General features: G+C 61.4%; 23 protein-coding genes. 12 read left to right on the top strand and 11 right to left on the bottom strand.

Annotated features, from left to right (window positions below; all coding sequences use genetic code 11):
* The first annotated feature begins 32 nt into the window (after positions 1-32).
* The 4 genes from J0663_RS23825 (at position 33) to J0663_RS23810 (ending at position 4,200) form a co-directional block, all read left to right on the top strand.
* A complete protein-coding gene (locus J0663_RS23825) occupies positions 33-1,160 on the top strand; it encodes an S-(hydroxymethyl)glutathione dehydrogenase/class III alcohol dehydrogenase (protein WP_207245396.1) in 1,128 nt (375 codons plus the stop codon).
* Between the two features lie 3 nt (positions 1,161-1,163).
* Positions 1,164-1,997, top strand: a complete 834-nt coding sequence (gene fghA / locus J0663_RS23820; protein WP_207245395.1) for an S-formylglutathione hydrolase — start codon at positions 1,164-1,166, stop codon at positions 1,995-1,997.
* Between the two features lie 58 nt (positions 1,998-2,055).
* The gene (gene gfa / locus J0663_RS23815; RefSeq protein ID WP_207245394.1) at positions 2,056-2,628 is read left to right on the top strand and encodes an S-(hydroxymethyl)glutathione synthase; all 573 of its coding nucleotides are present in this window, start codon (positions 2,056-2,058) and stop codon (positions 2,626-2,628) included.
* 558 nt (positions 2,629-3,186) lie between these two features.
* Positions 3,187-4,200 carry a GlxA family transcriptional regulator gene (locus J0663_RS23810; protein WP_207245472.1) on the top strand — a complete coding sequence of 338 codons (1,014 nt, stop codon included), beginning with the start codon at positions 3,187-3,189 and terminating at the stop codon, positions 4,198-4,200.
* 78 nt (positions 4,201-4,278) lie between these two features.
* Here J0663_RS23810 and J0663_RS23805 read toward each other — a convergent pair whose 3' ends face one another.
* Positions 4,279-5,367, bottom strand: coding sequence for an FAD-binding oxidoreductase (locus tag J0663_RS23805; RefSeq protein WP_207245393.1), 1,089 nt, complete (start codon positions 5,365-5,367; stop codon positions 4,279-4,281).
* The gene (locus tag J0663_RS23800; protein ID WP_207245392.1) at positions 5,357-6,610 is read right to left on the bottom strand and encodes an aromatic ring-hydroxylating oxygenase subunit alpha; all 1,254 of its coding nucleotides are present in this window, start codon (positions 6,608-6,610) and stop codon (positions 5,357-5,359) included. The genes J0663_RS23805 and J0663_RS23800 overlap by 11 nt, the downstream gene beginning before the upstream one ends.
* Before the next feature lie 107 nt (positions 6,611-6,717).
* Here J0663_RS23800 and J0663_RS23795 point away from each other — a divergent pair, with 107 nt between their 5' ends.
* Together J0663_RS23795 and J0663_RS23790 are read left to right on the top strand one after the other, a co-directional pair.
* Complete coding sequence (locus J0663_RS23795) at positions 6,718-7,605, top strand: LysR substrate-binding domain-containing protein (protein ID WP_207245391.1); 888 nt, start codon at positions 6,718-6,720, stop codon at positions 7,603-7,605.
* Between the two features lie 379 nt (positions 7,606-7,984).
* Positions 7,985-8,998: an aldo/keto reductase gene (locus tag J0663_RS23790; RefSeq protein ID WP_207245390.1), complete on the top strand. Its 1,014-nt coding sequence runs from the start codon at positions 7,985-7,987 to the stop codon at positions 8,996-8,998.
* 97 nt (positions 8,999-9,095) lie between these two features.
* On the opposite strand, the gene J0663_RS23785 is transcribed toward J0663_RS23790, so the two are convergent.
* Complete coding sequence (locus J0663_RS23785; protein ID WP_207245389.1) at positions 9,096-9,590, bottom strand: Lrp/AsnC family transcriptional regulator; 495 nt, start codon at positions 9,588-9,590, stop codon at positions 9,096-9,098.
* Positions 9,591-9,762: 172 nt separating this feature from the next.
* Here J0663_RS23785 and J0663_RS23780 point away from each other — a divergent pair, with 172 nt between their 5' ends.
* A complete protein-coding gene (locus J0663_RS23780; protein WP_207245388.1) occupies positions 9,763-9,966 on the top strand; it encodes a hypothetical protein in 204 nt (67 codons plus the stop codon).
* Between the two features lie 27 nt (positions 9,967-9,993).
* The gene (putA, locus tag J0663_RS23775; RefSeq protein WP_207245387.1) at positions 9,994-13,695 is read left to right on the top strand and encodes a trifunctional transcriptional regulator/proline dehydrogenase/L-glutamate gamma-semialdehyde dehydrogenase; all 3,702 of its coding nucleotides are present in this window, start codon (positions 9,994-9,996) and stop codon (positions 13,693-13,695) included.
* Positions 13,696-13,860: 165 nt separating this feature from the next.
* Here the strand turns inward: putA and J0663_RS23770 are convergent, their stop codons facing one another.
* Positions 13,861-14,712 (bottom strand): sugar phosphate isomerase/epimerase family protein, encoded by an 852-nt coding sequence (locus J0663_RS23770; RefSeq protein ID WP_207245386.1) that lies wholly within the window; start codon positions 14,710-14,712, stop codon positions 13,861-13,863.
* Positions 14,713-15,042: 330 nt separating this feature from the next.
* Here J0663_RS23770 and J0663_RS23765 point away from each other — a divergent pair, with 330 nt between their 5' ends.
* Genes J0663_RS23765 through J0663_RS23750 form a run of 4 tightly spaced genes read left to right on the top strand, consistent with a single transcriptional unit; the run spans position 15,043 to position 18,850 of the window.
* Positions 15,043-15,933, top strand: coding sequence for a sugar phosphate isomerase/epimerase family protein (locus tag J0663_RS23765; protein ID WP_207245385.1), 891 nt, complete (start codon positions 15,043-15,045; stop codon positions 15,931-15,933).
* 57 nt (positions 15,934-15,990) lie between these two features.
* Positions 15,991-17,160, top strand: coding sequence for a mandelate racemase/muconate lactonizing enzyme family protein (locus J0663_RS23760; RefSeq protein ID WP_207245384.1), 1,170 nt, complete (start codon positions 15,991-15,993; stop codon positions 17,158-17,160).
* Positions 17,161-17,162: 2 nt separating this feature from the next.
* Entirely contained in the window at positions 17,163-17,855 is a 693-nt protein-coding gene (locus J0663_RS23755) for a FadR/GntR family transcriptional regulator (RefSeq protein WP_207245383.1), read from the top strand.
* 20 nt (positions 17,856-17,875) lie between these two features.
* Positions 17,876-18,850 carry an NAD(P)-dependent oxidoreductase gene (locus J0663_RS23750; protein ID WP_207245382.1) on the top strand — a complete coding sequence of 325 codons (975 nt, stop codon included), beginning with the start codon at positions 17,876-17,878 and terminating at the stop codon, positions 18,848-18,850.
* A gap of 75 nt (positions 18,851-18,925) precedes the next feature.
* Here J0663_RS23750 and J0663_RS23745 read toward each other — a convergent pair whose 3' ends face one another.
* The 7 genes from J0663_RS23745 to J0663_RS23715 form a co-directional block, all read right to left on the bottom strand.
* Entirely contained in the window at positions 18,926-20,002 is a 1,077-nt protein-coding gene (locus tag J0663_RS23745) for an ABC transporter ATP-binding protein (RefSeq protein ID WP_207245381.1), read from the bottom strand.
* A complete protein-coding gene (locus tag J0663_RS23740) occupies positions 20,002-21,111 on the bottom strand; it encodes an ABC transporter ATP-binding protein (protein WP_207245380.1) in 1,110 nt (369 codons plus the stop codon). The genes J0663_RS23745 and J0663_RS23740 overlap by 1 nt, the downstream gene beginning before the upstream one ends.
* Positions 21,108-21,311: a hypothetical protein gene (locus tag J0663_RS23735; protein ID WP_207245379.1), complete on the bottom strand. Its 204-nt coding sequence runs from the start codon at positions 21,309-21,311 to the stop codon at positions 21,108-21,110. The genes J0663_RS23740 and J0663_RS23735 overlap by 4 nt, the downstream gene beginning before the upstream one ends.
* A complete protein-coding gene (locus J0663_RS23730; RefSeq protein WP_207245378.1) occupies positions 21,308-22,267 on the bottom strand; it encodes a carbohydrate ABC transporter permease in 960 nt (319 codons plus the stop codon). The genes J0663_RS23735 and J0663_RS23730 overlap by 4 nt, the downstream gene beginning before the upstream one ends.
* Before the next feature lies 1 nt (position 22,268).
* Complete coding sequence (locus tag J0663_RS23725; protein ID WP_064709699.1) at positions 22,269-23,174, bottom strand: carbohydrate ABC transporter permease; 906 nt, start codon at positions 23,172-23,174, stop codon at positions 22,269-22,271.
* Positions 23,175-23,329: 155 nt separating this feature from the next.
* A complete protein-coding gene (locus J0663_RS23720) occupies positions 23,330-24,640 on the bottom strand; it encodes an ABC transporter substrate-binding protein (protein WP_207245377.1) in 1,311 nt (436 codons plus the stop codon).
* Positions 24,641-24,988: 348 nt separating this feature from the next.
* A complete protein-coding gene (locus J0663_RS23715; protein ID WP_207245376.1) occupies positions 24,989-25,627 on the bottom strand; it encodes a TetR/AcrR family transcriptional regulator in 639 nt (212 codons plus the stop codon).
* Positions 25,628-25,664: the final 37 nt, after the last annotated feature.

Genomic DNA, 25,664 nt, shown 5'->3' with positions numbered 1-25,664 from the left:
ACTGAATTCAGTTTAATAGGAGGGATTATCAAATGGACGTTCGCGCCGCCGTTGCCGTTCAGGCAGGAAAACCGCTCGAAGTGATGACCGTGCAGCTCGACGGCCCGAAGGCCGGCGAAGTGTTGATCGAGGTCAAGGCGACGGGCATTTGCCACACCGATGATTTCACTCTCTCCGGCGCCGATCCGGAAGGCCTCTTCCCCGCCATTCTCGGCCATGAGGGCGCCGGCATCGTCGTCGATGTTGGCCAGGGCGTCACCTCGGTCAAGAAGGGCGACCATGTCATTCCGCTTTACACGCCGGAATGCCGCGAGTGCTATTCCTGCACGTCGCGCAAAACCAATCTCTGCACTTCGATCCGCGCCACCCAGGGTCAGGGCGTGATGCCGGATGGTACGAGCCGCTTCTCGATCGGCAAGGACAAGATCCATCACTATATGGGCTGCTCGACCTTCGCCAATTACACTGTGCTGCCCGAGATCGCGCTCGCCAAGATCAATCCCGACGCGCCCTTCGACAAGGTCTGCTACATCGGCTGCGGCGTCACCACAGGCATCGGCGCCGTCATCAACACGGCCAAGGTGGAGATCGGATCGACGGCGATCGTCTTCGGGCTTGGCGGCATCGGCCTGAACGTCATCCAGGGCCTGCGGCTGGCCGGCGCCGACATGATCATCGGCGTCGATATCAACCCGGATCGCAAGGCATGGGGCGAAAAGTTCGGCATGACGCATTTCGTCAATCCGAAGGACGTTGGCGACGACATCGTCCCCTATCTGGTCAACATGACCAAACGGGGCGGCGACCTGATCGGCGGCGCCGACTACACCTTCGACTGCACCGGCAATACGAAGGTCATGCGTCAGGCGCTGGAAGCTTCGCATCGCGGCTGGGGCAAATCGGTGATCATCGGCGTTGCCGGCGCCGGCCAGGAGATCTCGACGCGTCCGTTCCAGCTCGTCACCGGCCGCAACTGGATGGGCACGGCCTTCGGCGGCGCACGCGGGCGCACCGACGTTCCGAAGATCGTCGACTGGTACATGCAGGGCAAGATCCAGATCGATCCGATGATCACCCACACCATGCCGCTTGAAGACATCAACAAGGGCTTCGACCTGATGCACAAGGGAGAAAGCATCCGCGGCGTGGTGCTGTATTAAGCGATGAAGACGATCTCGACCGACAAGTGCTATGGCGGTACCCAGGGCGTCTACGTCAGCCGCTCCGAGGCGTGCGATTGCGACATGACCTTTGCTGTGTTCGTGCCGCCGCAGGCCGCCGAAGGCAATCTGCCGGTTCTCTGGTATCTGTCCGGCCTGACCTGCACGCATGCCAATGTCATGGACAAGGGCGAGTATCGGCGGCTTGCCGCCGAACTCGGTCTCGTCATCGTCTGCCCGGATACCAGCCCTCGTGGAGACCATGTTCCCGACGAGGCCGACAACTGGCAGTTCGGCAAGGGCGCCGGTTTTTACGTCGACGCCACCCAGCCGCCCTATGCTGCGAATTATGGCATGTGCAGCTACATCGCCGAAGAGCTGCCGAAGCTGATCGCGGCCGAGTTCCCGGTCGATATGGACCGCCAGGGGATCTTCGGTCATTCGATGGGCGGACACGGCGCGATCACCATCGCGCTCAAGAACCCCGACCGCTTCCGCAGCTGCTCGGCCTTCGCGCCGATCAGCCACCCCTCAGTTTCCGGCTGGTCGAAGCCCGCCTTCCGGAAATATCTCGGAGCCGATGAAAAGACGTGGCGGGCCTATGATGCCTGCTCGCTGATCGAGGATGGCTATCGTTTCCCGGAACTCTTCGTCGATCAGGGAACGGCCGATAGCTTTCTGGAGGATGGATTGCGCCCCGCCGAGCTGAAAGCAGCCTGTGAGGCGGCTGAAATCAACCTCACGCTTCGCATGCAGGAAGGCTACGGCCATTCCTACTTCTTCATTTCGACATTCATGGAGGACCATCTGCGCTGGCATGCGCAGAGGCTGGGATAAAAATTGCAGAGCTCGGCCGGGCATTTCGCAAACGGCCAGGGAGGGAAGGAGAGAAGCAATGACCAGCATAGCCATTCATCCGGCAGTGGATTCAGGCTTTCGAGCGACCGACGCTGCTTTCGCTGGCGGAACGCTCGTCTGCAACTGCGCGAGCAATCCGGTCAAGGTGAGGATCAGGGGCGACATCGCCCACAACCACGTCTGCGGCTGCACTAAGTGCTGGAAGCCGAAAGGTGCCGTCTTCTCAGTCGTGGCGGTGGCGCCGACCGAAAATGTCGAGGTGCTGGAGAACGGCGACAAGCTCGCGGTCGTCGATTCGGCGGCCTTGATCCAGCGCCACGCGTGCAAGGAGTGCGGCGTGCATATGTACGGTCCAGTCGAGCGCGAACACCCCTTCCAGGGATTGTCCTTCGTCCATCCGGAACGCTTCCAGGAAAGCGGCTGGGCAAAGCCGACCTTTGCGGCCTTCGTCTCGTCGATCATCGAAAGCGGCTTCGACCCTTCGAAGATGGATGCCGTCCGCGCACAGCTGAGGGCGTCGGGCCTCGAGCCCTATGACTGCCTGTCGCCCGGTCTGATGGACTATATCGCGACCTGGACCGCCAAGAAGAGCGGCGCTCTCGCGGCTTGAAGCTTCGCTAACTGCGGTGCCGGCGCTTCCGGTCCAGTTGTTGGACGGTAGCAAACGATAGCTCTCGCTCGATATTCGACTTCCGATGTTCGAGAATGCGCCTCGATGCCGGCACCACACGTTGCAACCGTCACCCGCGTCGAAGGATCCTGCGATGGTCGACACGGGTTGGATCGCGCGTGTTCGCTCAGGAACAGCGACAGCGGCGCTCAGGGTGTCGCCAGCGATACCTTCTCGCTATCCGCTTTCCCCTGCGGTGACCGGCATTGGAGGAGCGACCTACGGCGCGATCAGGACGCTCGATAGCGCGACTTTGATAAATGCCCCGCTGGCCATTGTGGTATGAATCGTTCTGATCGATCTTTGACGGCGAGCCCTGCTTGCTTGAGAAGGGTGGAAGAGGTCGTGAAGTCCTTTGATCTTATGCCTGGATACCGTCCGCGCTCGGAGGCTGGGCGCGGGTGATCGGGCACAACACCATTTTTGATCGACAATCACGATCCGCTGGCGCATGGGGTTTGGATTCGATGAGCGCGTTTTGGAGGACGGGAAATGACCATGCGACCTGAGCAGCATCGGTCGGCAGACGATGGCAAAAAACAGACCGCCCGGCTCAAGGTTGGGTTCGTTTTGTCGCGGTCCTTCACGCTGTCCGCTTTTGCGCTCTTCGTGGACACGCTGCGGCTTGCCAGCGACGAGCAGGACCGTTCCGGACGGGTGCTTGCCGACTGGCAGGTGATCGGCAGCACGCGGCATCTGATCACCTCGAGCTGCGGCGTCCAGGTCGCTCCGACGTCTGACTTCGTCGATCCCACCCGCTTCGACTACATCGTCGTGGTCGGGGGGCTTCTGACGGTGGAGAATCCCGTCGACCAGCAGACCATCGCCTTCCTCAAACAGGCGGACGCCAAGAAAGTGCCGCTGATTGGCGTGTGCACCGGTACGTTCATCCTTGCCGCCGCGGGCCTGATGAAGCGGCATGAATCCTGCGTGAGCTGGCTGCATTACAGGGAGTTTCGCGAGCGCTTCCCCGATCTCAGCGTTCGCTCCGACCGGCTCTTCAATCTCGATCGCCAGCGTGGATCCTGCGCCGGCGGCAGCAGCAGTGCCGATATGGCGGCGCTGCTGGTCAGGAAATACATCAGCCGCGATGCCGAACGAAACGCGCTTGAAGTGCTGCAGATCGAGAAGGCCCGGGCTCCGGCCGACATTCAACCCAGGCGCCCGCTCTACGACGACTATGACGATGCCCGCGTCAAGGCGGCGATGATCACGATGGAGCAGTTCGTCGATGGCAGCATGCCGATCGAGAAGCTCGCCGCCATGGTAGGGCTTTCAAGGCGGCAGCTGGAGAGGATCTTCATCGACAAGACCGGCATGTCGCCTGCCAAGGCCTATAATCGTGTCCGCATGGAGCGGGCAAAATCGATCCTTGCCCAATCGAAGGCGCCGCTGATCGAGATCGCGCTCGATGTCGGCTTCGAAAATGCCTCGCAATTCACGAGGACGTTCAAGCGGACATTCGGACAGACGCCCTCGCAGCATCGCGCGGCGGCTTCGAGAGCGCACTGAACATAGCAATCATTAGATATCCTCCCAGGAAAGTTGTCCAGCCGCTCCGCGCCCTTCGACGTGACCAGGGAGGGTCGTTCAGCGCTCGATGATCAGATCGCTGAGCGGCTTGGAGCAGCAGGGCAGGAACAAGCCGGCGTCGATTTCTCTCTGGCGGATTCCGCCATTGTGGTTCATGTCGACTGTGCCGGAGATCAGCTTCGACTTGCAGGTGCCGCAGACGCCGTTCGCGCAGGAGGATGGAATCCGGACGCCCGCTTTCTTGGCGCAGGAGAGCACGCTTTGGTCGCCGGAGACCTCGATGCTGCGGGCCTGCTTGGAGAAGCTCACCTGAAAGACCTTGATAACCGCTTCCTTTACCGCGGGTATCTCCGGCTCGTCGATGACAGCGGCGTCGAAGCTTTCCTCCACATAGTTCGAGGCGGGTACGCCGAGTTCGCCAGCGATGCGGCGCGCCGCCGCCATGAACGGCGCCGGGCCGCAGCACATCACGGTGCGCTCGGCGATGTCGGGAACGGCAAGCCGCATATACTCCGCCGAAATACGGCCGGATAGCCCCGGCCAGGATGCTTCGCCCGCGACGGTCTCAGGCAGAAGGTGCAGCCGAAGACCTTTCAGTCTGCGGGCGATGCAGGCAAGCTCGTCTCGAAAAATCAGATCCTGCGGCCTGCGTGCGCCGTGCATGAAGACGACATTGGCGGGTTCGCAGCTGTCCGCGATCTCACGCAGGATGGACATCACGGGCGTGATGCCGGAGCCGCCCGACAGCAGCAGCAGCTTGCGTCCCGTCTCCGATCGCACGAAATGACCGAGGGGGCCGTTCGCCTTGACCGATGCCCCCACAACCAGCGTGTCGTGCAGCCAGTTGGAGATCTTGCCGCCGGGAACGCGCTTCACCGTTACCGAAAAGGCGTTGGTGCGATGCGGCGAGGAGGAGATGCTGTAACAGCGGCTTTCGGCCTCTCCATTATGATCGAGGTCGAACAGGAAATACTGCCCCGCCTTGAACGCGAACCGCTTCCCCTCGGGCGATGCGAAGGTGAAGGTCTTGACGTCGTGGGTCTCCTGCTGGACGTCGAGGCAGACGAGCGTGTCGTCTTCCTCGGGGTTCCAGAGCGCAGCGGGGGCAGCCTTTTTGATCGATACCTGTGGGCTTCTAGTATCCATGGGCGCGCATCCGATCGATATACCAGGTGGCGAATTTGTCGAGGTTCGTCTCGGAGAAGCGGGAATAGGGGCCGGGCTGATAAGCGGGGTCGAGCGTGCCGGCGTGCGAGCGGGCCACAAGGTCTGCATCCTGATCCGTCGTCGCGTTCCAGACATCCGTCAGCTTGTCGAGGCCGTAATCGATCCCTTCGACGGCCTCCTCGTGCACCAGCCATTTGGTGCGGACGAGCGTCTTGCCCGCCGAGAGCGGGATGACGACGGCTACGACCGCATGGTCGCCCATGAAGTGGTTCCAGCTGTTGTGGCCCCAGAGATGGGTATCGCCGAGATCCTTGCGGGTCATGCGGCCGAGCAGCTTCGACGATGCGGCGGTGGCGTCATGGGTCTGGGATTCGCCGGCTCCTGCTATGATCAGCCGCTGCGTGCGGAAGTTGGTGGCGCAGTCGACGAGCTGTTCGACGGCAGCCGAGGGATAGCCATCGGCTTCCCATGCCCTGGTCCGCTCTTGGTAGAGCCGGAAATGCTCTTCGGCCTGCTCGCGATCCTCGGGGCTCAGGGTCTCCGGGTCGAAGCCGAAGTCGAGATCGACGAAGGAGACGCAGAGTTCCGGATGGTTGGCGGAGCAATGGTAGCACTCACGGTTGTTCTCCATCGTCAGCTTCCAGTTGCCCTCCTCGATGACGTCGACCTGGTGGGCGATCTTGGCGTTGCGGATGTCGTACGGCGCCAGCCGCTCGACCATCGTCCGCTCGAGGAGAGCGATGTCTTCGGGCGGATTGTCGGAGAGGCAGACATAGATCAGCCCGCCGATGGACTTAAAGGTCACGCGTTTTAGGCCCCGACAGTCCTTGTCGAAATCCTTGCCCATATGAGGAGCGTAGCTAAGCTCCCCCGTCAGTTCATAGGTCCAGGTGTGGTAGGGACAGACGAGCTTCGAGACGATCGTCTTGCCCGGATCGAGAAGGCGGGAGCCGCGATGGCGGCAGACATTGTGCAGGACGCGGAGTTCGCCGTCGTCGTCACGCAGAAGGATCAGGCTCGTCTTGCCGATGTCGATCACCGTCGCGTCGCCGGGTTCGGGAACGTCACAGTCGAGGCCGACGCAGATCCAGTGCTTGTGGAAGAAGACGTCGATATCAGCTTCGAACACATCTTCCCTGGTGTAGAGGCCCGCCGGCTGGGAGTGGCCGTCGGCGCGGGCGTCGAGAAGGGCTGAAATGGAAGATGGAAGCTTGTTTAGCATGAAAACCTCTTATGGGAGAGTTTCCCTAGATTGCGCTTGCAGTTAGGAGATTTCAACGGCATAAAAAATCAGGCTCGCATAATATTTTCTCATGTGATGAGGATCGAATGCAGTTTCGAAGACGATTGCCCTCACTGACCGCATTGGTGACGCTGGAAGCGGTGCTGCGCCGGAAAAGCTTCACGCTTGCTGCGAACGAACTCGGCGTCACACAGGCTGCGGTCAGCCGACAGATCGCCGCTCTCGAAGAGGAACTCGGCCAGCCGCTGTTCCTGCGCAAGCATCGGTCAATCGAACCGACGGCCGCCTGCGTCAGCCTTGGCGCGACGCTTGCCAAGAGTCTTGCCGATATCGCCGAGAGCGTGGAAGCGATCCGGTCGCGCGGACAGGACGTAGTAACGATCGGCGCGACCGTCGCCTTCTCCTCCTTCTGGCTGCTCCCGCGGCTTGCCGAATTCCGCCGGGCCAATCCCGGCATTCTGGTGCGGGTCATATCCCAGGACAGCCCGTTCGCTCTCGACGACGGAGAGATCGACGTCGCCATCCGCTACGGCATGCCGCCCTTCAGCGACGGAACCGTCATCGCTTCGCGCGGCGACATCATCACTCCCGTCTGTTCACCCGATTATCTCAAGCGTCGGGGCAATGGGCCACTCGGCTCGGGCGACGAATTCATCGAAACTGATGTCGTCGACCGTTCCTGGTACAGCTGGTCGCAATGGTTTTCCCTGACCGGCGCCAATGTCGAGTTCAAGCCGTCGCTTCGTTTCAATCACTATACCGAAACCATCGCCGCCGCCCGCGCGGGCCAGGGGATCGCCCTCGGGTGGCGAATGCTGATCGGTACCTTCGTGGAAGACGGAACCCTAGTGCAGGCCGACGGCGGCGAGCTTGTCGCCGAAGACCGTTATAACGTGATCGTTCCGATCAAGGCCAAGCGAAGCAATGCGCGCAACCTCGCCGCCGCCTGGCTGACGGCCTCGTTGCATGGTTGATTGCAGGCCGAGTCCGGGAGACGCCGTTCGGTGCACGCCTTTGGCAACACCCGGGCGGGTACCTCACCGGTCAGCTTCTGACCGTTCTTGCCTTCCAACCGGGCGCTCGCCATCGCTTTTGATTTTGCTGAAAATTCTTGTAGGGTGGCAGTGTCGCTTAGGGGACGATGTCGAATGGGGTTGCCAGGCGATCCCATTTTCCAATCTCTGCATGACCAGCCCTGCCAATCCGGAAACATTTCCGCCTTTAGGGCTGCGATTCTACGTTTGCTTGCCTGATCTAAGAATTTTTTCGCATATCCTGCAAAGCCTCGCGGCCCCCTGGTGATCCAGCTTCTTTATCTCTTCATCCAAACGGACCCAACGAAAGGATAAGATGATGACTCTCAAGGATATTCTGCCGAGCAAGCTCGGCTTTGGCGCAGCCCCACTTGGCAACATGTTCCGCGATATTCCGGAGGAAGAGGCGCTGGCAACCGTCGAGGCCGCCTGGAATGATGGAATTCGCTACTACGACAATGCGCCGTTCTATGGCGCCGGCCTCGCGGAGATCCGCATGGGCCAGGCGCTTGCGGATAAGCCGCGCGACCAATATGTGATCAGCACCAAGGTTGGCCGGATCATCCTCGACGAGATCGAGGATGTCAGCAGTCGCGACCTCGGAGAGAAGGGCGATGTCTTCAAATACGGTCGCCCCAACAAGGTCGTCAACGACTACTCGGGAGACGCCACCCTCCGTTCGATCGAGGACAGCCTGAAGCGGTTGAACACCGATCATATCGAGATCGCCTTCGTCCATGACGTTGCCCAGGATTTTTACGGCGACGAATGGCTGAGCGTTTTCGAAAGCGCACGCAAGGGCGCTTTCAAAGCTCTGGACCGGTTGCGCGACGAAGGCGTGATCAAGGCCTGGGGCCTCGGCGTCAATCGTGTCGAGCCGATCGAACTGCTGCTCGCGCTGGAAGGTCCACGCCCTGATGGTTTTCTGCTCGCCGGCCGTTACACGTTGCTCGACCATGACCGAGCCCTTCAGCGCGTCATGCCTCAGGTGGTCGAACGTGGACTCGGTATCGTTGTCGGCGGCCCCTACAGTTCCGGAGCGCTGGTGGGCGGCCCAAACTTTGAGTATGCCCCGGCGACACCTGCAATCCTGGACAAGGTGGCGCGGATCAAGGCAATCGCCGATCGCTATGGCGTGAGCATGAAGGCCGCTGGGCTGCAATTCTCCCACGGCCATCGGGCGGTCGCAGCGGTCATTCCCGGTGCGAGCAAGCCCGAGCGCATCGCTGAGGATCGCGCGGCACTCGCGGAGGTAATTCCGGCGGATTTCTGGCACGAAATTCGTCAGGCCAGCCTGGTCAATCCAGATGCGCCGCTGCCTGTCGCTGGCTGAAGATGTGAGATCCGATACCGGCCTCGCCTATTCAATCATCGGCGAACCTTCTGTCGCCGGATCGGCGGCAGCTGGTCGCAATGTTCCATGCATCACATCACGAAAGACTCGAACCGAACTTGTCCCAGCCTTCCTTGATCGTCTCCATCGCGACATTCGTCGATGTGTTGGCAACGTGGGGAAGCGTCGAGATGCGTTCGCCCAGCACGCGGCGGTAGCGGCCGATGTCGCGGGTACGGATTTTCAGGAGATAGTCGAACCTGCCGGCGATCATGTGGCACTCTTCAACTTCCCTGATTTTCTTGATGGCCTCGTTGAAGCTTCTCAGTGCATCCTCGCGGGTGTCGGAGAGCTTCACCTCGACGAAGGCGATATGGTCGAGCTGCATTTTCGCCGGATTGAGGACGGCCTTGAAGCCTTCGATATATCCTTCGCTGATCAGCCGCTTGAAACGAATCTGGCAGGGTGTCTTCGAGAGCCCGACGCGCGCGGCGAGATCTGTGATCGACAATCTCCCGTCCTCGGCAAGCGCGGCGAGGATCTTTCTGTCGAACTGGTCCAATTCACTAAAGATGTCGGGTTCGCTAGCCATTTGAACTCTCGGATATGATTTAATAAGTTCATACAGACTGAAAATGGCGAAAATCAAGTGAGATCGTGGTCGGCGATCTGTGATACCTTATGCGTCGACGATGGGATGGAAGGCGCAGGCGCTTGACGATCGCCAGGATCGGATCGGCGCCACCGGAAAAATGGGGTCATGCATGGCTAGGGAAAAACAAGATGACGACGAGAAGCCGGACCTTATCGCTCATTACCGGCCGGTGGCGATAAGGGCCGTCGCGGCAGCGCTCACCCTCAAACGCGACAAGCCGGCGCGCCCGCTTCGCGAAACGGAATATTCCGGCCCAGCCGTCACGGATGATGCTGACTGGGACGATGAACCAGGCGTCTCATTCATCCGTTAAACCAGATATCGATTGATAGGGACCTCCATGCTGAACGCAGCGATCGACAACACGTCATCCAATTCCAATGGCGCGCCGTTCTCGGCCTTTGCGCCGCCGATCCGGCCGCAGTCGGAGCTTCGCCAGGCGATTACGGCCGCTTATCGCCGCCCCGAAACCGAATGCCTGCCGCCGCTCGTTGCCGCCGCACGCGTCTCCGAGGCCAAGCGTTATGATATTCGCAGCACGGCCCGGACTCTGATCGAGGCGCTGCGCGCCAAACACAAGGGCACCGGCGTCGAAGGGCTGGTCCAGGAATATTCGCTTTCCAGCCAGGAAGGCGTGGCGCTGATGTGCCTTGCCGAAGCGCTGCTGCGCATTCCCGATACGGACACCCGCGACGCGCTGATCCGCGACAAGGTCGCCGAGGGCAACTGGACCTCGCATATCGGCGGCGGCAAATCCATGTTCGTCAACGCCGCCACCTGGGGTCTCGTCGTCACCGGCAAGCTCACCTCGACGGTCAATGACCGCAGCCTGTCGGCGGCGCTGACGCGGCTGATCGCGCGTGCCGGCGAACCGGTCATCCGCCGCGGCGTCGACATGGCGATGCGCATGATGGGCGAGCAGTTCGTCACCGGTGAAACGATCGAGGAGGCGCTGAAGCGCGCCCGGCCGCTCGAAGCCCGCGGCTTCCGCTATTCCTATGACATGCTGGGCGAGGCGGCGACGACCGCCGCCGACGCCGAACGCTATTTCAAGGATTATGAAAAGGCGATCCATGCCATCGGCAAGGCTGCGGCAGGGCGGGGAATCTATGACGGCCCTGGCATCTCGATCAAGCTTTCGGCCCTGCATCCTCGCTATAGCAGAGCGCAGGCCGGCCGGGTGATGGACGAACTGCTGCCGAAGGTCCAGGCGCTCGCCGTTCTCGCCAAGTCCTATGATATCGGTCTCAACATCGATGCCGAAGAGGCCGATCGGCTGGAGCTTTCGCTCGATCTCCTCGAAGAACTCTGCTTCGTCCCGGAACTTGCCGGCTGGAACGGGCTGGGCTTCGTCGTCCAAGCCTATGGCAAGCGCTGCCCATTCGTTCTCGACTACATCATCGATCTCGCGCGCCGCTCCGGGCGCCGGATCATGGTGCGTCTGGTCAAGGGCGCCTATTGGGATGCCGAGATCAAGCGGGCCCAGCTCGACGGTCTCGACGACTATCCGGTCTATACCCGCAAGATCTATACCGATGTCGCCTATATCGCCTGCGCTCGCAAGCTGCTGGCCGCCGCCGATGCCGTCTTCCCGCAATTCGCCACCCACAATGCGCAGACCCTCGCCACGATCTATCATCTGGCGGGTACCGATTTCGCGGTCGGCAAATATGAGTTCCAGTGCCTGCATGGCATGGGCGAACCGCTCTATGACGAGGTCGTCGGCAAGGAAAAGCTCGACCGGCCCTGCCGCATCTATGCACCCGTCGGGACGCATGAGACGCTGCTTGCCTATCTCGTCCGCCGCCTGCTTGAAAACGGCGCCAATTCCTCCTTCGTGCACCGCATCTCCGATCCGAATGTCTCGGTCGAGGCACTGATCGCCGATCCGGCCGAGACCGTCGCGGCCATGCCCGTCGTCGGCGCACCGCATGTGCAGATCGCAGCGCCGAAGGCTCTGTACGGCAGCGCCCGCGTCAACTCGAGTGGCCTTGATCTGTCGAATGAAGCGACGCTCGCGGACTTGGGGCAGGCGCTCGTCTCCACGGCTGGGACGCCATGGCATGCCCTTCCGATTCTCGCCGACGGCTCGACCGACGGAGTGACGCGCGATGTCCTCAATCCTGCGGATCACAGCGATGTCGTCGGCGCGGTCACCGAAGTGAAAGCCGAGGATGCCGCCCGCGTCGTTGCGATGGCCGCCGAATATGCGCAGCAATGGGCGGCCGTGCCGCCGGCTGAGCGCGCCGCCTGCCTCGACCGCGCAGCCGATATCATGCAGGCTCGCATCAAGGTGCTGATGGGCATCGTCATGCGTGAGGCCGGCAAATCCGCGGCCAACGCAGTCGGCGAAGTGCGCGAGGCGGTTGATTTCCTCCGCTATTACGCCGATCAGGCCCGCAAGACCCTTGGGCCGTCGCATCTGCCGCTCGGACCGATCGTCTGCATCAGTCCGTGGAACTTCCCGCTGGCGATCTTCACCGGCCAGGTTGCGGCAGCCCTGGTCGCCGGCAATCCTGTGCTGGCCAAACCCGCCGGCGTGACACCCATCATCGCCTCGGAGAGCGTCAAGATCCTCCACGACGCCGGCGTGCCGGTCGGCGCGCTGCAGTTCGTGCCCGGCAGCGGCCGCCTCGGCGCGGGCATGGTTGGCGCCCAGGAGACGGCAGGTGTCATGTTCACGGGCTCGACCGAGGTCGCGCGCATGATCCAGGCGCAGCTTGCCGAACGCCTGTCGGCGACCGGCAAGCCGATCCCGCTGATTGCCGAAACCGGCGGCCAGAACGGCATGATCGTCGACTCCTCGGCTTTGGCCGAACAGGTGGTGGCCGACGTCGTGACATCGGCCTTCGACAGCGCCGGCCAGCGCTGCTCGGCGCTGCGCGTCCTCTGCCTTCAGGACGATGTGGCCGACAGAACGCTCGCCATGCTGAAGGGCGCTTTCCGTGAGCTGACGATCGGCCGCACGGATCGCTTGAGTGTCGATGTCGGGCCTGTCATCAATGACGGTGCGAAGGCGGAGATCGACCAGCATATCGAAGCGATGCGGGCCGCCGGCCGCAAGGTGGAGCAGCTGCCGCTGCCGGAAAGTGCTGCGGCCGGGACATTCGTTCCGCCGACGATCATCGAAATCAAATCGCTCTCGGACCTGACGAAGGAGGTCTTCGGGCCGGTCCTGCATGTCGTCCGCTTCAAGAGAAACGGGCTCGACCGCCTGATCGACGACATCAACGCATCGGGTTACGGCCTGACATTCGGGCTTCACACCCGGCTCGACGAAACGATCGCCCATGTGACGAGCCGCATCAAGGCCGGCAACCTCTATGTCAACCGCAACATCATCGGCGCGGTCGTCGGCGTGCAGCCTTTCGGCGGCCGCGGCCTTTCGGGAACCGGTCCGAAGGCCGGCGGTCCGCTCTATATCGGCCGCTTGGTGCAGCGCGCGCCCGTGCCGCCGCAGCAGGATTCGGTGCATACCGACCTTGCCCTTCGCGATTACATCGTCTGGCTCGACAAGAAGGGCCTGACGGCGGAAGGGGAAGCGGCACGCGGATATGCGAGCCGCTCGGCGCTCGGGCTCGAACGCGAACTCACCGGCCCCGTCGGCGAGCGCAACCTCTATGCGCTCCATCCGCGCGGCCGTATCCTGCTCGTGCCACAGACCGAAAGCGGGCTGCATCGCCAGATCGCCGCAGCGCTCTCGACCGGCAACCACACCGTCGTGGATGCAGGGTCCATATCGAAGTCGGTGCTGGCAGACCTTCCCGCGACCGTCGCGAGCCGTGTCTCCTGGACCTCGGATTGGGAGAAAGACGGACCCTTCTCGGGTGCGCTCGTCGAAGGGGACCGCGACAGAGTTCTTTCGGTCAACCGGAAGATCGCCGCGCTGCCCGGCCCGCTTCTCTTGGTCCAGGCCGCGACGAGCGAGGAACTCGCGAGAGACCCGGAGGCCTATTGCCTCAACTGGCTGCTGGAAGAAGTGTCGACCTCGATCAATACAGCGGCTGCCGGCGGCAATGCGAGCCTGATGGCTATCGGCTGAGGCACGAGATGGGCGCGCTGAAAACGCAGTCTCGTCGGCAAGCTTGAGAAACCGGCGGTTTTCGCGAGCAGCATGAGCGCCTACATTCCTCCTGGTGGCGCGGCCGTGTTCGCGCTCTCCCGAGCGGTGCAGCCGGCGAGATCGAAACTTCTGGTGGGTTGGCGGTTATGCCGCCGCCCGCCATCCGTCGCGGATATGACGGTAGCCTTCGCGATAGACCGATTCCGGTGTCTCGAAAAAGTCGCGCCAGACCTTTGTCGCCGCAGCGAGCTCCTTGAGCGCCCGACCAAAGGCTTCAATTGTCAGCCATCCGTCGTAGCCACTCGCGCGCAGTGCCCTGAACGTCTCCGCCCAGGGAATGTTGCCGCGCCCTGGTACGCCGCGGTCGTTCTCCGAAATGTGGACATGCACGATGCGGTCACTATTGCGCGTGAAAGCGCCGATAGGATCGGTTTCTTCGATATTGCTGTGGAATGTGTCGTACATGGCGCGGATATTCGGATGCCCGACCGCATCGATATGGGCCGCAAGGTCGTCCATCGTGTTGAACAGGTAACATTCGAAGCGGTTGAGCGCCTCAAGTCCGATAGTGACGCCGTGCTTTGCTGCATGATCGCCGATCGCCAACTGCGAGGAAACCGAGCGCTTGAGTTCTGCCGCGCTTGGCCCACTTCCGGAAAATTTGCCGAGCGTCGAATGCAGCGGCCCGCTCAGCATTGTCGCGCCAAGCGCATCGCTGCAGTCGATCGCCCATTTCACATAATCAATTCCGCGTCGGCGAGTTGCCGCGTCGGGAGCGATCAGGTTCATCTGCGGGTCGCCCATGGCGGAAACTGCGGTCCGTTCCAGGCCGATCCGGTCAAGCAAGTCCCCCAGGTGCCGGTAGTCATCGAGTGTGCCCGAAAAGATGGGGATCTCGACCCCATCAAAACCGGTGTCCTTGATGTCGCGCAACAGTCTCTCGTGTTTCCGGCCGACAGCTGTCGTCCACAGGAACATGCACATGCCGATCTTCATCTCTCCCCCTCGTGGTTTGCCACTGCTTGCGGCTCCAGCGTCTAAATTTTTCACATCTGGTCATACCAAAGCGGCGGCTTTGGTCAAGCTGCTTTTCCGCGCCATTGGGAGCGAGCATTCGGTATACGGCGGTAAAAACCACGATATTTGGCGGCTTCCTCGGTGCTTCTGGGGTCATCTTGCAGAGGCTCTGGATTTAGGCTAGACCTTGTAACAATAAGAATTGGCCAAACCAGATTTCCGCCGGGGGAACGATAGTGGCCAGCGACAAGGTACGTTTCGATGCCAAGCGGCTATCGAGCGTGGCCGCAAAATATAGGAGGAAACCTCATGCATCTTTCGACACACAACTGGATGCGGGCCGAACCGCTCGCGGTCACCCTGAAGCGCATCAAGAAATACGGCTACGAGAGCATCGAGATATCCGGCGAGCCGACACAATACGACGTGAAGGAGACTCGTGCGCTGCTGAAGGAGCATGGCATCCGCTGCTGGGGCGCGGTTACGCTGACGCTCGGCGAGCGAAATCTTGCCGCCAGGGATGAGGGACAGCGCGCCAGGTCAGTGGACTATGTCAAGAGCGTCATCACCATGATCAGCGAACTCGAGGGGGAGATCCTCACGCTCGTACCTGCGACGGTCGGCAAGGTGGTGCCGGATGGAACCGAGGAGGAAGAGTGGAGATGGGTGGTGGATGCCACCAGGGAGTGTTTTGCCCACGCTCAGAAGCGGGGCGTGCGCATTGCCGTCGAACCGCTCAACCGTTTCGAGACCTATTTTTTCAACCGCGCCGCCCAGGCGTTGGCGCTCGCCGACGCGGTCAGCCCCGAATGCGGGGTTTGTCTGGATGCCTTCCACCTGAATATCGAAGAGGAAGACATATATGAGGCGATCCGGCTCGCCGGAGAGCGCCTGTTCGATTTCCACATCGCCGATAACAATCGTTTCGCCGCCGGTCTCGGCCACCTCGATTGGCCGAAGATCATCGGTACGCTGAAGGAGATCGGTTACGACGGCGCGGTCACCAACGAGTTCGTCGCTCCGGTCGACCGGACGCCCGCCACCAAATATCCGGAGATGGTCGAGCGCAACCCTGTCGACATTCCTCCCGAGCAACTGAAATTTATCCAGGACCACGGCTCGAGCCTTCTCACCGAGAAATTCTATGACGATCAGATGCGGATCACCGCTGAGACAATCCTGCCGCTGATCAAACAATGAACGGAAAGACATATGCCGGCGGCCCGCGGAGGGCCGTGGGGAGCGGGGATCCGAGACATGCGTATCAAGACCGTAGAGGCCTGGTGGGTTAAGATTCCCATCGAGGCGAGTCGACAGCACCGCAGCGACTTCGGCCGATTGACGACCTTTGATGCAGCAATCCTGCGTATCGAAACGAACGACGGCATCGTGGGCTGGGGAGAGGGCAAGAATGCCGCGGGCAGCGCGGGCACCTATGGCACGCTGGTCCACATGATCAATCATGAGGTAGGGCCGAAGCTCATCGGCCGCGATCCTGCCGACATCTCCAGCATATGGGAGATGCTCTACAACGGCGTGCGCCACGAGACCGCGGCGAGTTCGGGTCACGCTATGCCGGAGATCGCGCGACGTGGTCTTTCCGTCGCGGCGATCAGCGCGGTCGATATCGCGCTCTGGGACATTCTCGGCAAGTCGCTCGGCGTCCCGGTCTGGAAGCTGTTGGGTGGCCGCAAGGCGGACCGATTGCCCGCCTATGCCTCGGGCGGTTGGGAGAGCGCCGACCGGATCGGCGATCAACTCCGGTCCTATATCGCGGCCGGCGGCTTCAAGTCAGTCAAGATGCGCGTCGGTGCGATGGATGGTGCGGCGCATGTCTCGGCATCGCGCGTGCGGGCGGCTCGCAAGGCTGTCGGCCCCAACGTCGACCTGATGGTCGATGCTCACGGCACCTATACTGTTGCCGAAGCGAAGCGCTTCATCCAGATGATTGCCGATTGCGACCTCGCCTGGTTCGAGGAACCGGTGATAGCCGATGACAAGCCTGGCATGGCGGAGGTGCGGGCCGCCGGGAACGTGCCGATCGCTGCCGGCGAGAGCGAGGCGACGCGTTTTGCCTTCCGAGATCTTGCGATGCTTCGGGCCGCCGACATATTCCAGCCGGACCCCGCCTTTTGCGGCGGCATTACCGAGGCAATGCGCATCGGTTCGCTCGCCAGCGCCTTCAACCTTCGTTTCGCACCGCATCTCTGGGCCGGTGCGCCCTGCTTCTTCTCCGGCCTGCACGTGTGCGCGGCTTCCCCGGCAAGCTTCGTCATCGAATATTCCCTTGGCGCAAATCCGATGATCCATGACCTGGTCGAGGACACTGTGTCCGTGAAGGACGGTATGATAGAGATCCCGGACAGGCCTGGCCTGGGTTTCACGATCAATCAGCGGGTCCTGGAGACTCACGCGCAAAGACAGTGACGATGAAAGAAAATTCCCTCCTCTCGGATCTCGCCGCACACCTTTTTTCGAACTCGAGCGGCAATGGCCGCACGCCATCGGAGCGCGAGCTTGCGGAACATTTCGCCGTCAGCAGGGGGCAGATTCGCGAGGCGCTGGCGATCCTGGAGGCAATGCGCATCGTGGAGCGTCGAGCCAAGTCGGGAATCTACCTGACGACGACGGAGGCGAGCGTGGAGGCGATGGCGCTCTTTGCCCGTGCCGGCGTTCCGCTTGATCCCATCCTGATCTACGAGACGGTGGAGCTTCGCAAGATCCATGAGATCAAGGCCGCGGAACTTGCCTGCGACCGGGCAACGGAGGAGAATTACCAGCGCTTGCGCGATATCCTCGCGGCGTCAGAGGCGAAGCTTGCCGCGGGCGAGGGGCTGGCGCGCGAGGATCGGGATTTCCATCTGGAGATCGTGCGAGCCACCAAGAATAGCGTCTTCTATCGGGTTTGCAGCGTTTATTACGTCATGGGCGAGCACCGCCTGCCTATCTATTTTGCCGATGCCGCCCGCAGCCGGCGCTCGCATGAGGAGCATATCCGCATCTACGAGGCGCTGCTTGCGCGGGACGGCAATCTCGCCCAGGCGCTGATGAGCGCCCATCTTCAAGGTGCGGAAAGCTATTGGAAGGGTCTCATCGGCGGTCCGGCGACGGCGGCCGGATAGGTAACCGCGGGGGAGGGCCGATGAGCTTTATCTTTTCCACACATCCGCTGCACCCCGCGGCCACGGCCATGCTTGAGGCTGCAGGTGATCTGCGCGTGGCTTCTGCGCCCGACCCCGAAACGTTGCTCCGAGAAGGCCACGGCGCGGGCATCGTCGTCGTGCGCGCGCCGATCCCCCCGGCCTTCTTCGAGAATGCGCCTGCGCTTCGCGCTGCTATTCGCCATGGTGCCGGCCTCGATATGGTGCCGATGGAGGCGGCGACCCGAGCCGGCGTGCTTGTTGCCAACGTGCCTGCTGTCAATGCGTCAACCGTCGCCGAGCACGTCTTCCTGGTGACGCTGGCTCTGCTGAGGCGCTTCCGCCAAATGGATGGGCAACTGCGTCAAAACGGCTGGACAGCCGCCCGCTCGCAGTCAGATGCGGCCGTCGACCTCGCCGGCCGCACTATGGGCATCGTCGGCATGGGCAATGTCGGCAAGGCGGTCTTTAAGATCGCGAAGTTCGGTTTCGGCCTGGAAGTGGTCGCCACCAGCCGCTCCCCGGAAAGCGTGCCGCAAGGCGCGCGCTTCCTGGCAATCGATGAGCTCGTCGCCAGCGCCGACATCCTCGTGCTCTGCTGCCCGCTGACGCCGGAGACAACCGGCTTGCTCAATGCCGGGCGCATCGGCCGTATGAAGCCCGACGCCATTCTGGTCAACGTCTCGCGTGGGCCGGTGGTCGAAGATGCGGCGCTGATCGAGGCGCTACGCGACGGCCACATCGGCGGAGCGGCGCTCGACGTCTTTGCAACGCAGCCGCTGCCGCTCGATCATCCCTATTTCGCCTTTGCCAATGTCATCGTCACGCCGCATCTGGCTGGTCTGACGGAAGAGAGCATGATGCGCATGGGAACAGGCGCGGCCAACGAAGTGCTGCGTGTCATCAAGGGCGACTTGCCCGTCAATTTGCGTAACCCCGAGGTGTTAGAGCACTACCGCCGACGTTTCCCCGCATAATGCGGCATGCGAGGGACGACTGCCGGCTGTCCTGCCGCGCCCCAGAGATCGTAGGAATCTCTTACACGGATCAGGTCAGCCCGCATGCCGCAGGCTTACTCCGCTTCCGGCATCAAACAGCACGACCTTTTCCGGGTTCCAGGAAAAACGAACCGTATCCTCAATCCGAAGCGCCGTTTGCGTCGGCACGGTCGCGTGGATGAACCTTTCGCCGGTGCGTAGCGTCACGATTTTTTCGACGCCATGGTTTTCCACGTCGTGCACCCGTGCCTCCCCTGGAGCACCGCCGTCGAGGAAGATGTCCTCTGGTCGGATACCGAAGGTGAGTGGCCGACCATCTGTCGCGATGCCGTGGTCATTGGCGAGCGGCAGCCGATAACCTTCGCTGGCCACGGCCTCACCGCCGGAAAGCGTGCCGGCGATCAGGTTCATCGGCGGCGAACCGACGGCGCGAGCGACGAATGTGTTGACAGGATTCCGGTAGATCTCCTGCGGAGTCCCCGTTTGCACCAGTTGACCGTTATTCAGGACGCCGATCTTGTCGCCCATCGACATGGCCTCGATCTGGTCGTGGGTGACGAAGAGGAAGGTGGCGCCGAGGTTCATCTGCAGGTTCTTCAACTCCGTGCGGAGTGCTTCGCGAAGCTTTGCGTCGAGAGCCGAAAGCGGTTCGTCCATCAGGAAGACCCGCGGCTTGCGCACGATGGCACGGCCGATTGATACGCGCTGCATCTCGCCGCCCGACAGCCGGTCCGTCTTGCGGTCGAGGAGATGCTCGATGCGCAGGGTCTTCGCAACCCGTGCGACGCGCTCCTTGATTTCGTGGGGCTCGATGCGGCGAATACGGGATTTCAAAGGAAATTCCAGGTTCTCCCGCACCGTATAGCGCGGGTAAAGCGAGTACTGCTGGAGCACCAGGGCCACGTCTCGCTCGGCGGCGCCCCAGTCGGCGACGTCGTGTCCGTCGATGTAGATCTGGCCTGCCGTCGGCTGTTCGAGGCCGGCGATCAGGCGAAGCGTCGTTGTCTTGCCGGCGCCGGTCTGTCCGAGCAGCACGAAGAACTCGCCGTCAGCAATGTCGATGTTCAGGTTTTTCAGTGCCGTGTGGCTGCCGAAGGTCTTGGTGATGCCCTTGAGTTCGATATGCGCCATCAGAGTCTGATCCCAAGCGATGAACCGGTTGTCGTGTTGAAGAAATGCGCCTGGGCGGGGTCGATGCGTGCCCAGACGGCTTGGCCCGGGCCGGGCACGAAACCGCTTTTGGTTCGTGCCCTGATCATCTGCTGGCCGACCTTCAGGTCCACGATGTCGTGCGAGCCGAGCGGCTCGATAATATGCGCCTCAACCGGCACGAAGCCCTCACGCGCATCCCGTGAAACGATCACGCCCTCCGGCCGAACCCCGAGCGTCAGCTGGCCGTTCTCAGCCCTCACGTCAGAGAGGTGGTTGGCCAGTACGGCGGGGAACTCGAAGCCCGTTGTCCCGGGGCTTACCTGCACATTCGTGCGGCCGCCAGTCTGGCTGACTGTCGCAGGCGCCATGTTCATCACAGGGCTTCCGACAAACTGTGCGACGAACATGTTGGCGGGTTGACCGTAGACCTCTTCCGGCGTGCCGACCTGTTGGAGGATGCCCTCGTGCATGATGACGATGCGGTCTGCGAGCGACATGGCCTCCACCTGGTCATGGGTCACGTAGATCGTGGTTGAACCCTGCTTGATATGCAGACGCTTGATTTCCGCCCGCATCTCCTCTCGCAGCTTCGCGTCAAGCGCACCGATCGGCTCGTCCATCAGCATAGCCTTTGGGCGTCGCACCAGCGCGCGGCCGATTGCCACTCGCTGCATGTCGCCCCCCGAAAGCGCTGAGGGCTTGCGGGTCAACAGACCGGTGATGCGCAGCACGGCGGCGATCTCGCGGACCGCCTTATCAACATCTGCGCGGCTCATCCGGGTGGCGCGGAGCGGGAAGGCGATGTTTTCGTAGACCGTCATGTGCGGGTAGAGCGAGAAGGATTGGAACACCATGGCGATGTCCCGGCCGGATGCCTTGATATGCTGCACCGGCTGCCCGTCGATCAGGATATCGCCTTCGTCTATCGTCTCCAAGCCCGCGACTGCGCGCAATGTTGTCGTCTTGCCGCAACCCGATTGGCCGAGCAGCACGATGAACTCGTTGTCGGCGATGGCGAGATTGAGGTCTTTGATGACCTGGACGGCACCGAAATATTTCTGGATGGCGCGTAATTCAATCTGAGTCATGATTGGCCCCCTTCGTCTGGTTGCGCGTCCCGGGGGACTTTGGTCGTGACCATGAAGGCGATCAGTCCTACGAGCGTCATCGTCATGCCGTAGCGGTGCAGGAACAGGTTCCAGGGCTGGCAGAGCGCGATAATCCCCAGGATCATCAGATATTGCGAACCGGGTTCGAGGTATTTCTGGTTGAAGGCGCGCAAGGTCATTTGCGGATCGCTCCGAAGCTCATGCCGCGCAGGAGATGGTTCCTGAGCAGGAAGGTGAATATGGCAACCGGCAGCAGGAACAGGAACGTACCGGCCGCAATGACCGTCCAATCAGGCAGGCCGGAGCCGACCTGACTCGGAATGAAGGGTGGGGCGGTTTGCGCGCGCCGGTTCGTCATGATCAGCGCAAACGCATATTCGTTCCAGGCCGTTATGAAGCAGAAGACGGCGGTTGCGGCTATGCCGGTGGCCGCTTCGGGGATGACGATCTTGAAAAAGGCCTCCATCCGCGTGTAGCCGTCGACGAGCGCGGCCTCCTCGTATTCCTTCGGAATCTCGTCGATAAAACCCTTCATCAGCCAAACTGAGAAGGATAGATTGAAGGCGGTGTAGAGGATGATGAGGCCCCAATGCGTGTCGTTGAGGCCAACGGCGCGGTACATGAGGAACATCGGGATCGCCACGACGACGGGCGGCAGCATGCGCGTCGACAGGATGAAGAAGAGCAGGTCCGCCTCCCCCTTCACTCTGAAGCGCGAGAAACCGTAGGCTGTGAAAGTTCCCATGCCGACCGCCAGCACCGTGGACGTGATCGCGACGATCAGCGAGTTCATGAAGCGGTTCGGATAGCCGGACGGCTGCACCTCGCCGCGGCCGGAGCGGACGATCTTCTCGCCGCCGTCGAAAACCATCCGCTCCCACCAGGGGGCGGCGGCATATTCTTCGGGCGTCGGCGCTCCGCGCAGCTGTGAGCGCTTGGTGAAAAGCTTCACGAAAGGCGAGAGTTCCGGCTCGAAGACCACTGTCGGGGGGATGGTCGTGGCGAGATTGCGAGGCTTGAAGGCCGTCGAGGTGATCCAGTAGATCGGTGCCAGGAAGATCAACGTAATGATCAGTACCGCGGCGATCGCGACCCGATTCAGCGCGCGTTCGGAGCGGGTTTGTACGGCCGCCATCTTAGCGCTCCTTCACTTTGTTGAGATACTTCACGTAAATGTTGGTGATGGCGAGAATCATGATGAGCACGATGTAGGCCAGCGCGCAGGAGCGCCCGGTCTGCCATTCCTGGAAGGCCATCTTGTAGAGCCGGATGGAGATCACCTCGGTCGTCGGCTGGCTGGTCAGAATGTAGGCCAGGTCGAACGTCTTGAAGGCTTCCATCGTACGGAAGATGATCGCGATCATCAGAATCGGCGCCACCAGCGGCAGCGTGATGCGGAAGAAAGTATAGAATGGTCCTGCCCGGTCGATCGCCGCTGCCTCATAGAGGTGTTTCGGCACGGCAGAAAGACCGGCAAGCGACAGCAGCATCACGAAGGGCGACCACATCCAGATATCCGTGATCGCGACTGCATAGAGCGCCACCTCCGGATTCGACAGCCACTCGAAGGAGCCGAGGCCGAGTGTGTAGTTGATAATGCCGAACGAGGGATCGTAGAGCAGCTTCCAGAAGAGGCCGACCACCGCCATCGAGAGCATCATCGGCAGCAGCAGCAGTGTCGTCAGCAGGCCCTTCAGCGGAATGTCACGGTTGAGCAGCATCGCCGTGCCGAAGCCGACGATCACCTGCCCGGTAACGGAGACGATCACATATTTGGCGGTGATCGCGAAATTCGACCAGATGAATGGGTCGTTCAGCAGCTCGCGGTAGTTCTGCAGGCCGACGAACCTGGCCGCTGCGTTCGACGAGGCACGGAAGTCCGTGAAGGAATAGCCGAGCGAATAGATCAGCGGAAAGATGTTGAAGACAATCAGGAACAGGATCGTCGGAATAATGAACAGATTGCGGATGCGGATATCGCTCATGCCGCGGGATGCGGCACGCGATTTCGTGTCGAGCGATGTCATGACTGCGGTGGCCAATCCTCTCCTCCTCCGAGAGTTCGGCGCCGGATGCCGGAAAGGCATCACAATGCGCGAAGTGAATGCCGGGCGCCGCGCCCTCTCGAGCCGCGCTTTCGGCGCGGGATGCAGAATGAAACGGGAGGGGCGGCGTGCCCCTCCGCTGATCGCGCTTGCTAATTATTGCGCCCGTATTTCTTGAACGTGGCGTTCCAGTCAGCTGCCAGAGCATCGAGCGCTTCCTTCGCAGTGCCTTGGCCGGCGGTGACGAAGGGATAAATGCGCTGGTTCATCTGGATCAGCAGTTCGGCATATTCAGGAGTGGCCCAGAAGTCCTTCACCTTGAACATGGTCTCGTAGAAAGCCTTGTTATACGGTGTGGCGTTCTGAAATTCCGGCGATTCAAGCACTTTGGCGCTTGCCGTGTAACCGCCGAGCTCGGCCCAGCGCTTCTGGGTCTCGTCCTTGATGAACCATTCGAGGAATTTCATCGCCTCTTCCTGGTTTTTCGAATAGGAGATGACCGATATCCCCTGGCCGCCGAGCGCTGCGAATTGGTCGCCGTTCGGGCCTGCCGGATTGGCGAAGAAGCCTGTAACCTTGGCGTTAGGGTTAGACGCCTCGTTCACCAGAGCCGGGAAGAAGGCGAAGTAATTCATGCTCATCGCCGCCAGGTTCTCGGTGATCGCCTGGTTATTCTCCACGAAGAAGGACTTTGCCCAACCGGGAGGCGTAAAGCCGTAGAGCTCGCGATACAATTCGAGCGCCTTGACGTTCTTCTCCGAGTTGATGATGCCGTCAACCTTGTAGTTCTGGTAATCGCCGAGTTCGCCTCCAAACGAGAAGATCGCGTTTTCGACACCCATGACGAGACCGTCGTAAGAATTGTCGGTATAGATGGCGATGCCGTAGCGCTTCTGGTCTGGACGGTGGAAGAACTCGGCAATGTCGCGCATCTGCGCCCACGTCTTCGGCGGAGCGAGGTCGTAGCCGTATTTGGCCTTGAACGCCTCCATCTCCTTTGGATCCTCGAACCAGTCCTTGCGGTAGGACCAGCCGACGGCGTCACCTTCTGCGGGGATTGACCAGTACTTCTTCGAGTTCGCCGGATACTCGGAGTAGTACTTCACTGTGGCCGGGGCCATCACCTGAGTCAAATTATGCTTGGTGAAGAATTCGGTCAGATCGACGTAATGTCCTGCTTCTGACGCCGCCCCGATCCACTGGCTGTCGCCAACGACTAGGTCGTAAGCCGAACCTTTTGCGTTGAACTCGGTGAAGGCCTTGGTCTGGAAGTCGGCCCATGGTGTGGTCTCGACCGTGACCTTGACGCCGGTTTCAGCCTCGTATTCGTTTGCGAGCTCCTGAAGATAATTTGCCGGGTCCCACTCGGCCCAGAATATCGTGAGTTCCTGGGCCTGTGCGGACGTCCCGCAGGCCCACATCAGTCCGACACCGGCAATGAGACCGGTCATAGTTTTGCGCATAACGTTTCCTCCCATTTATGCACCTTCCCGCGTCGTCGCGGGCCTCCCGATCCGGCTCCCTGATCCTTACAAGTTGATTTCGTGCTGGGTCCTCCCCGACCCCGCGCGTTTCAGGATCTCAAGCCTGAATATTATGTCCCTGATCTGGTAGTACCAAACTCAATTACGGTCAAGAGCGAGCCTCGGCGAGCTTTCATCATCGGTTCATCTTTCAGACTGCCGGATATATTCCCGCAATTATAGCATCTCGATGCTGCGACGTTAGGTGGCCTCACGTTCTCTGTCGTCAATCCGGACCCGCGATGCAGAATATGTTGCTTCATCTGGTCTAACCAGATGGTTGCGATGTCATGCTTCGCCCTCCGCCTGCCGCAGCGCGCTGTCGACGAGCGCTTGGGCAGCCCATTCAGCAACAGATTGCGCGCCTTCGGAGGTCAGGCCCCAGATATCCTTCAACACAATCAGCACCTCAACGCCGAAGACAAGCGAAAGCGCCTGAGCAAGGCGTTCCCTGGCTTCGGGGGTTACGGCGCCCTGCAGGGGCGCAGTGACGCACCTGAGCAGGTCGACGCGGTGGCCGCGCGTGAACAGCGGCTCGTTGCCGAGCGTGCCCGCCTGGCGCTGCGCCCACTGGTCCAGCGAAAGTTTCAGCGCCGCCTTGAAGGTGGCCTCGAACTCGTCGATGCGCGGCATCGCGGTTGCCAAAAGATCGGCAACCCGGGCCTGTGCATCCGGACTGTCGGACGACCAGCCGAGTATCGGCCCCAGAGCCTCATCCACCACGGCATGCACCAGCGCGGCCTGGCTCGGAAAGTAACGGTAGGCGGTTGCCCGCGAGACTTCGGCGGCCTCAGCCACTTCGCTGACAGAAGGGGTAATGCCTGACTGCATCAGCCGCGTTGCCGTTTCAAGCATCAGTTTTCGCGTGCGGGCTTTCGGGCCTCGCTCGATCCTGGCCGTTTCGTTCTGTTGACGTGAGACATCCATATCTTTATGATACGCGCGTCTCACAAATTTGCAAGCC

Origin of the sequence: Rhizobium lentis (assembly GCF_017352135.1) — a bacterium.
Taxonomy (GTDB): domain Bacteria; phylum Pseudomonadota; class Alphaproteobacteria; order Rhizobiales; family Rhizobiaceae; genus Rhizobium; species Rhizobium lentis.
The sequence above is the reverse complement of the archived record's forward strand: the minus strand, read 5'-3'. Positions and strand labels throughout refer to the sequence as shown.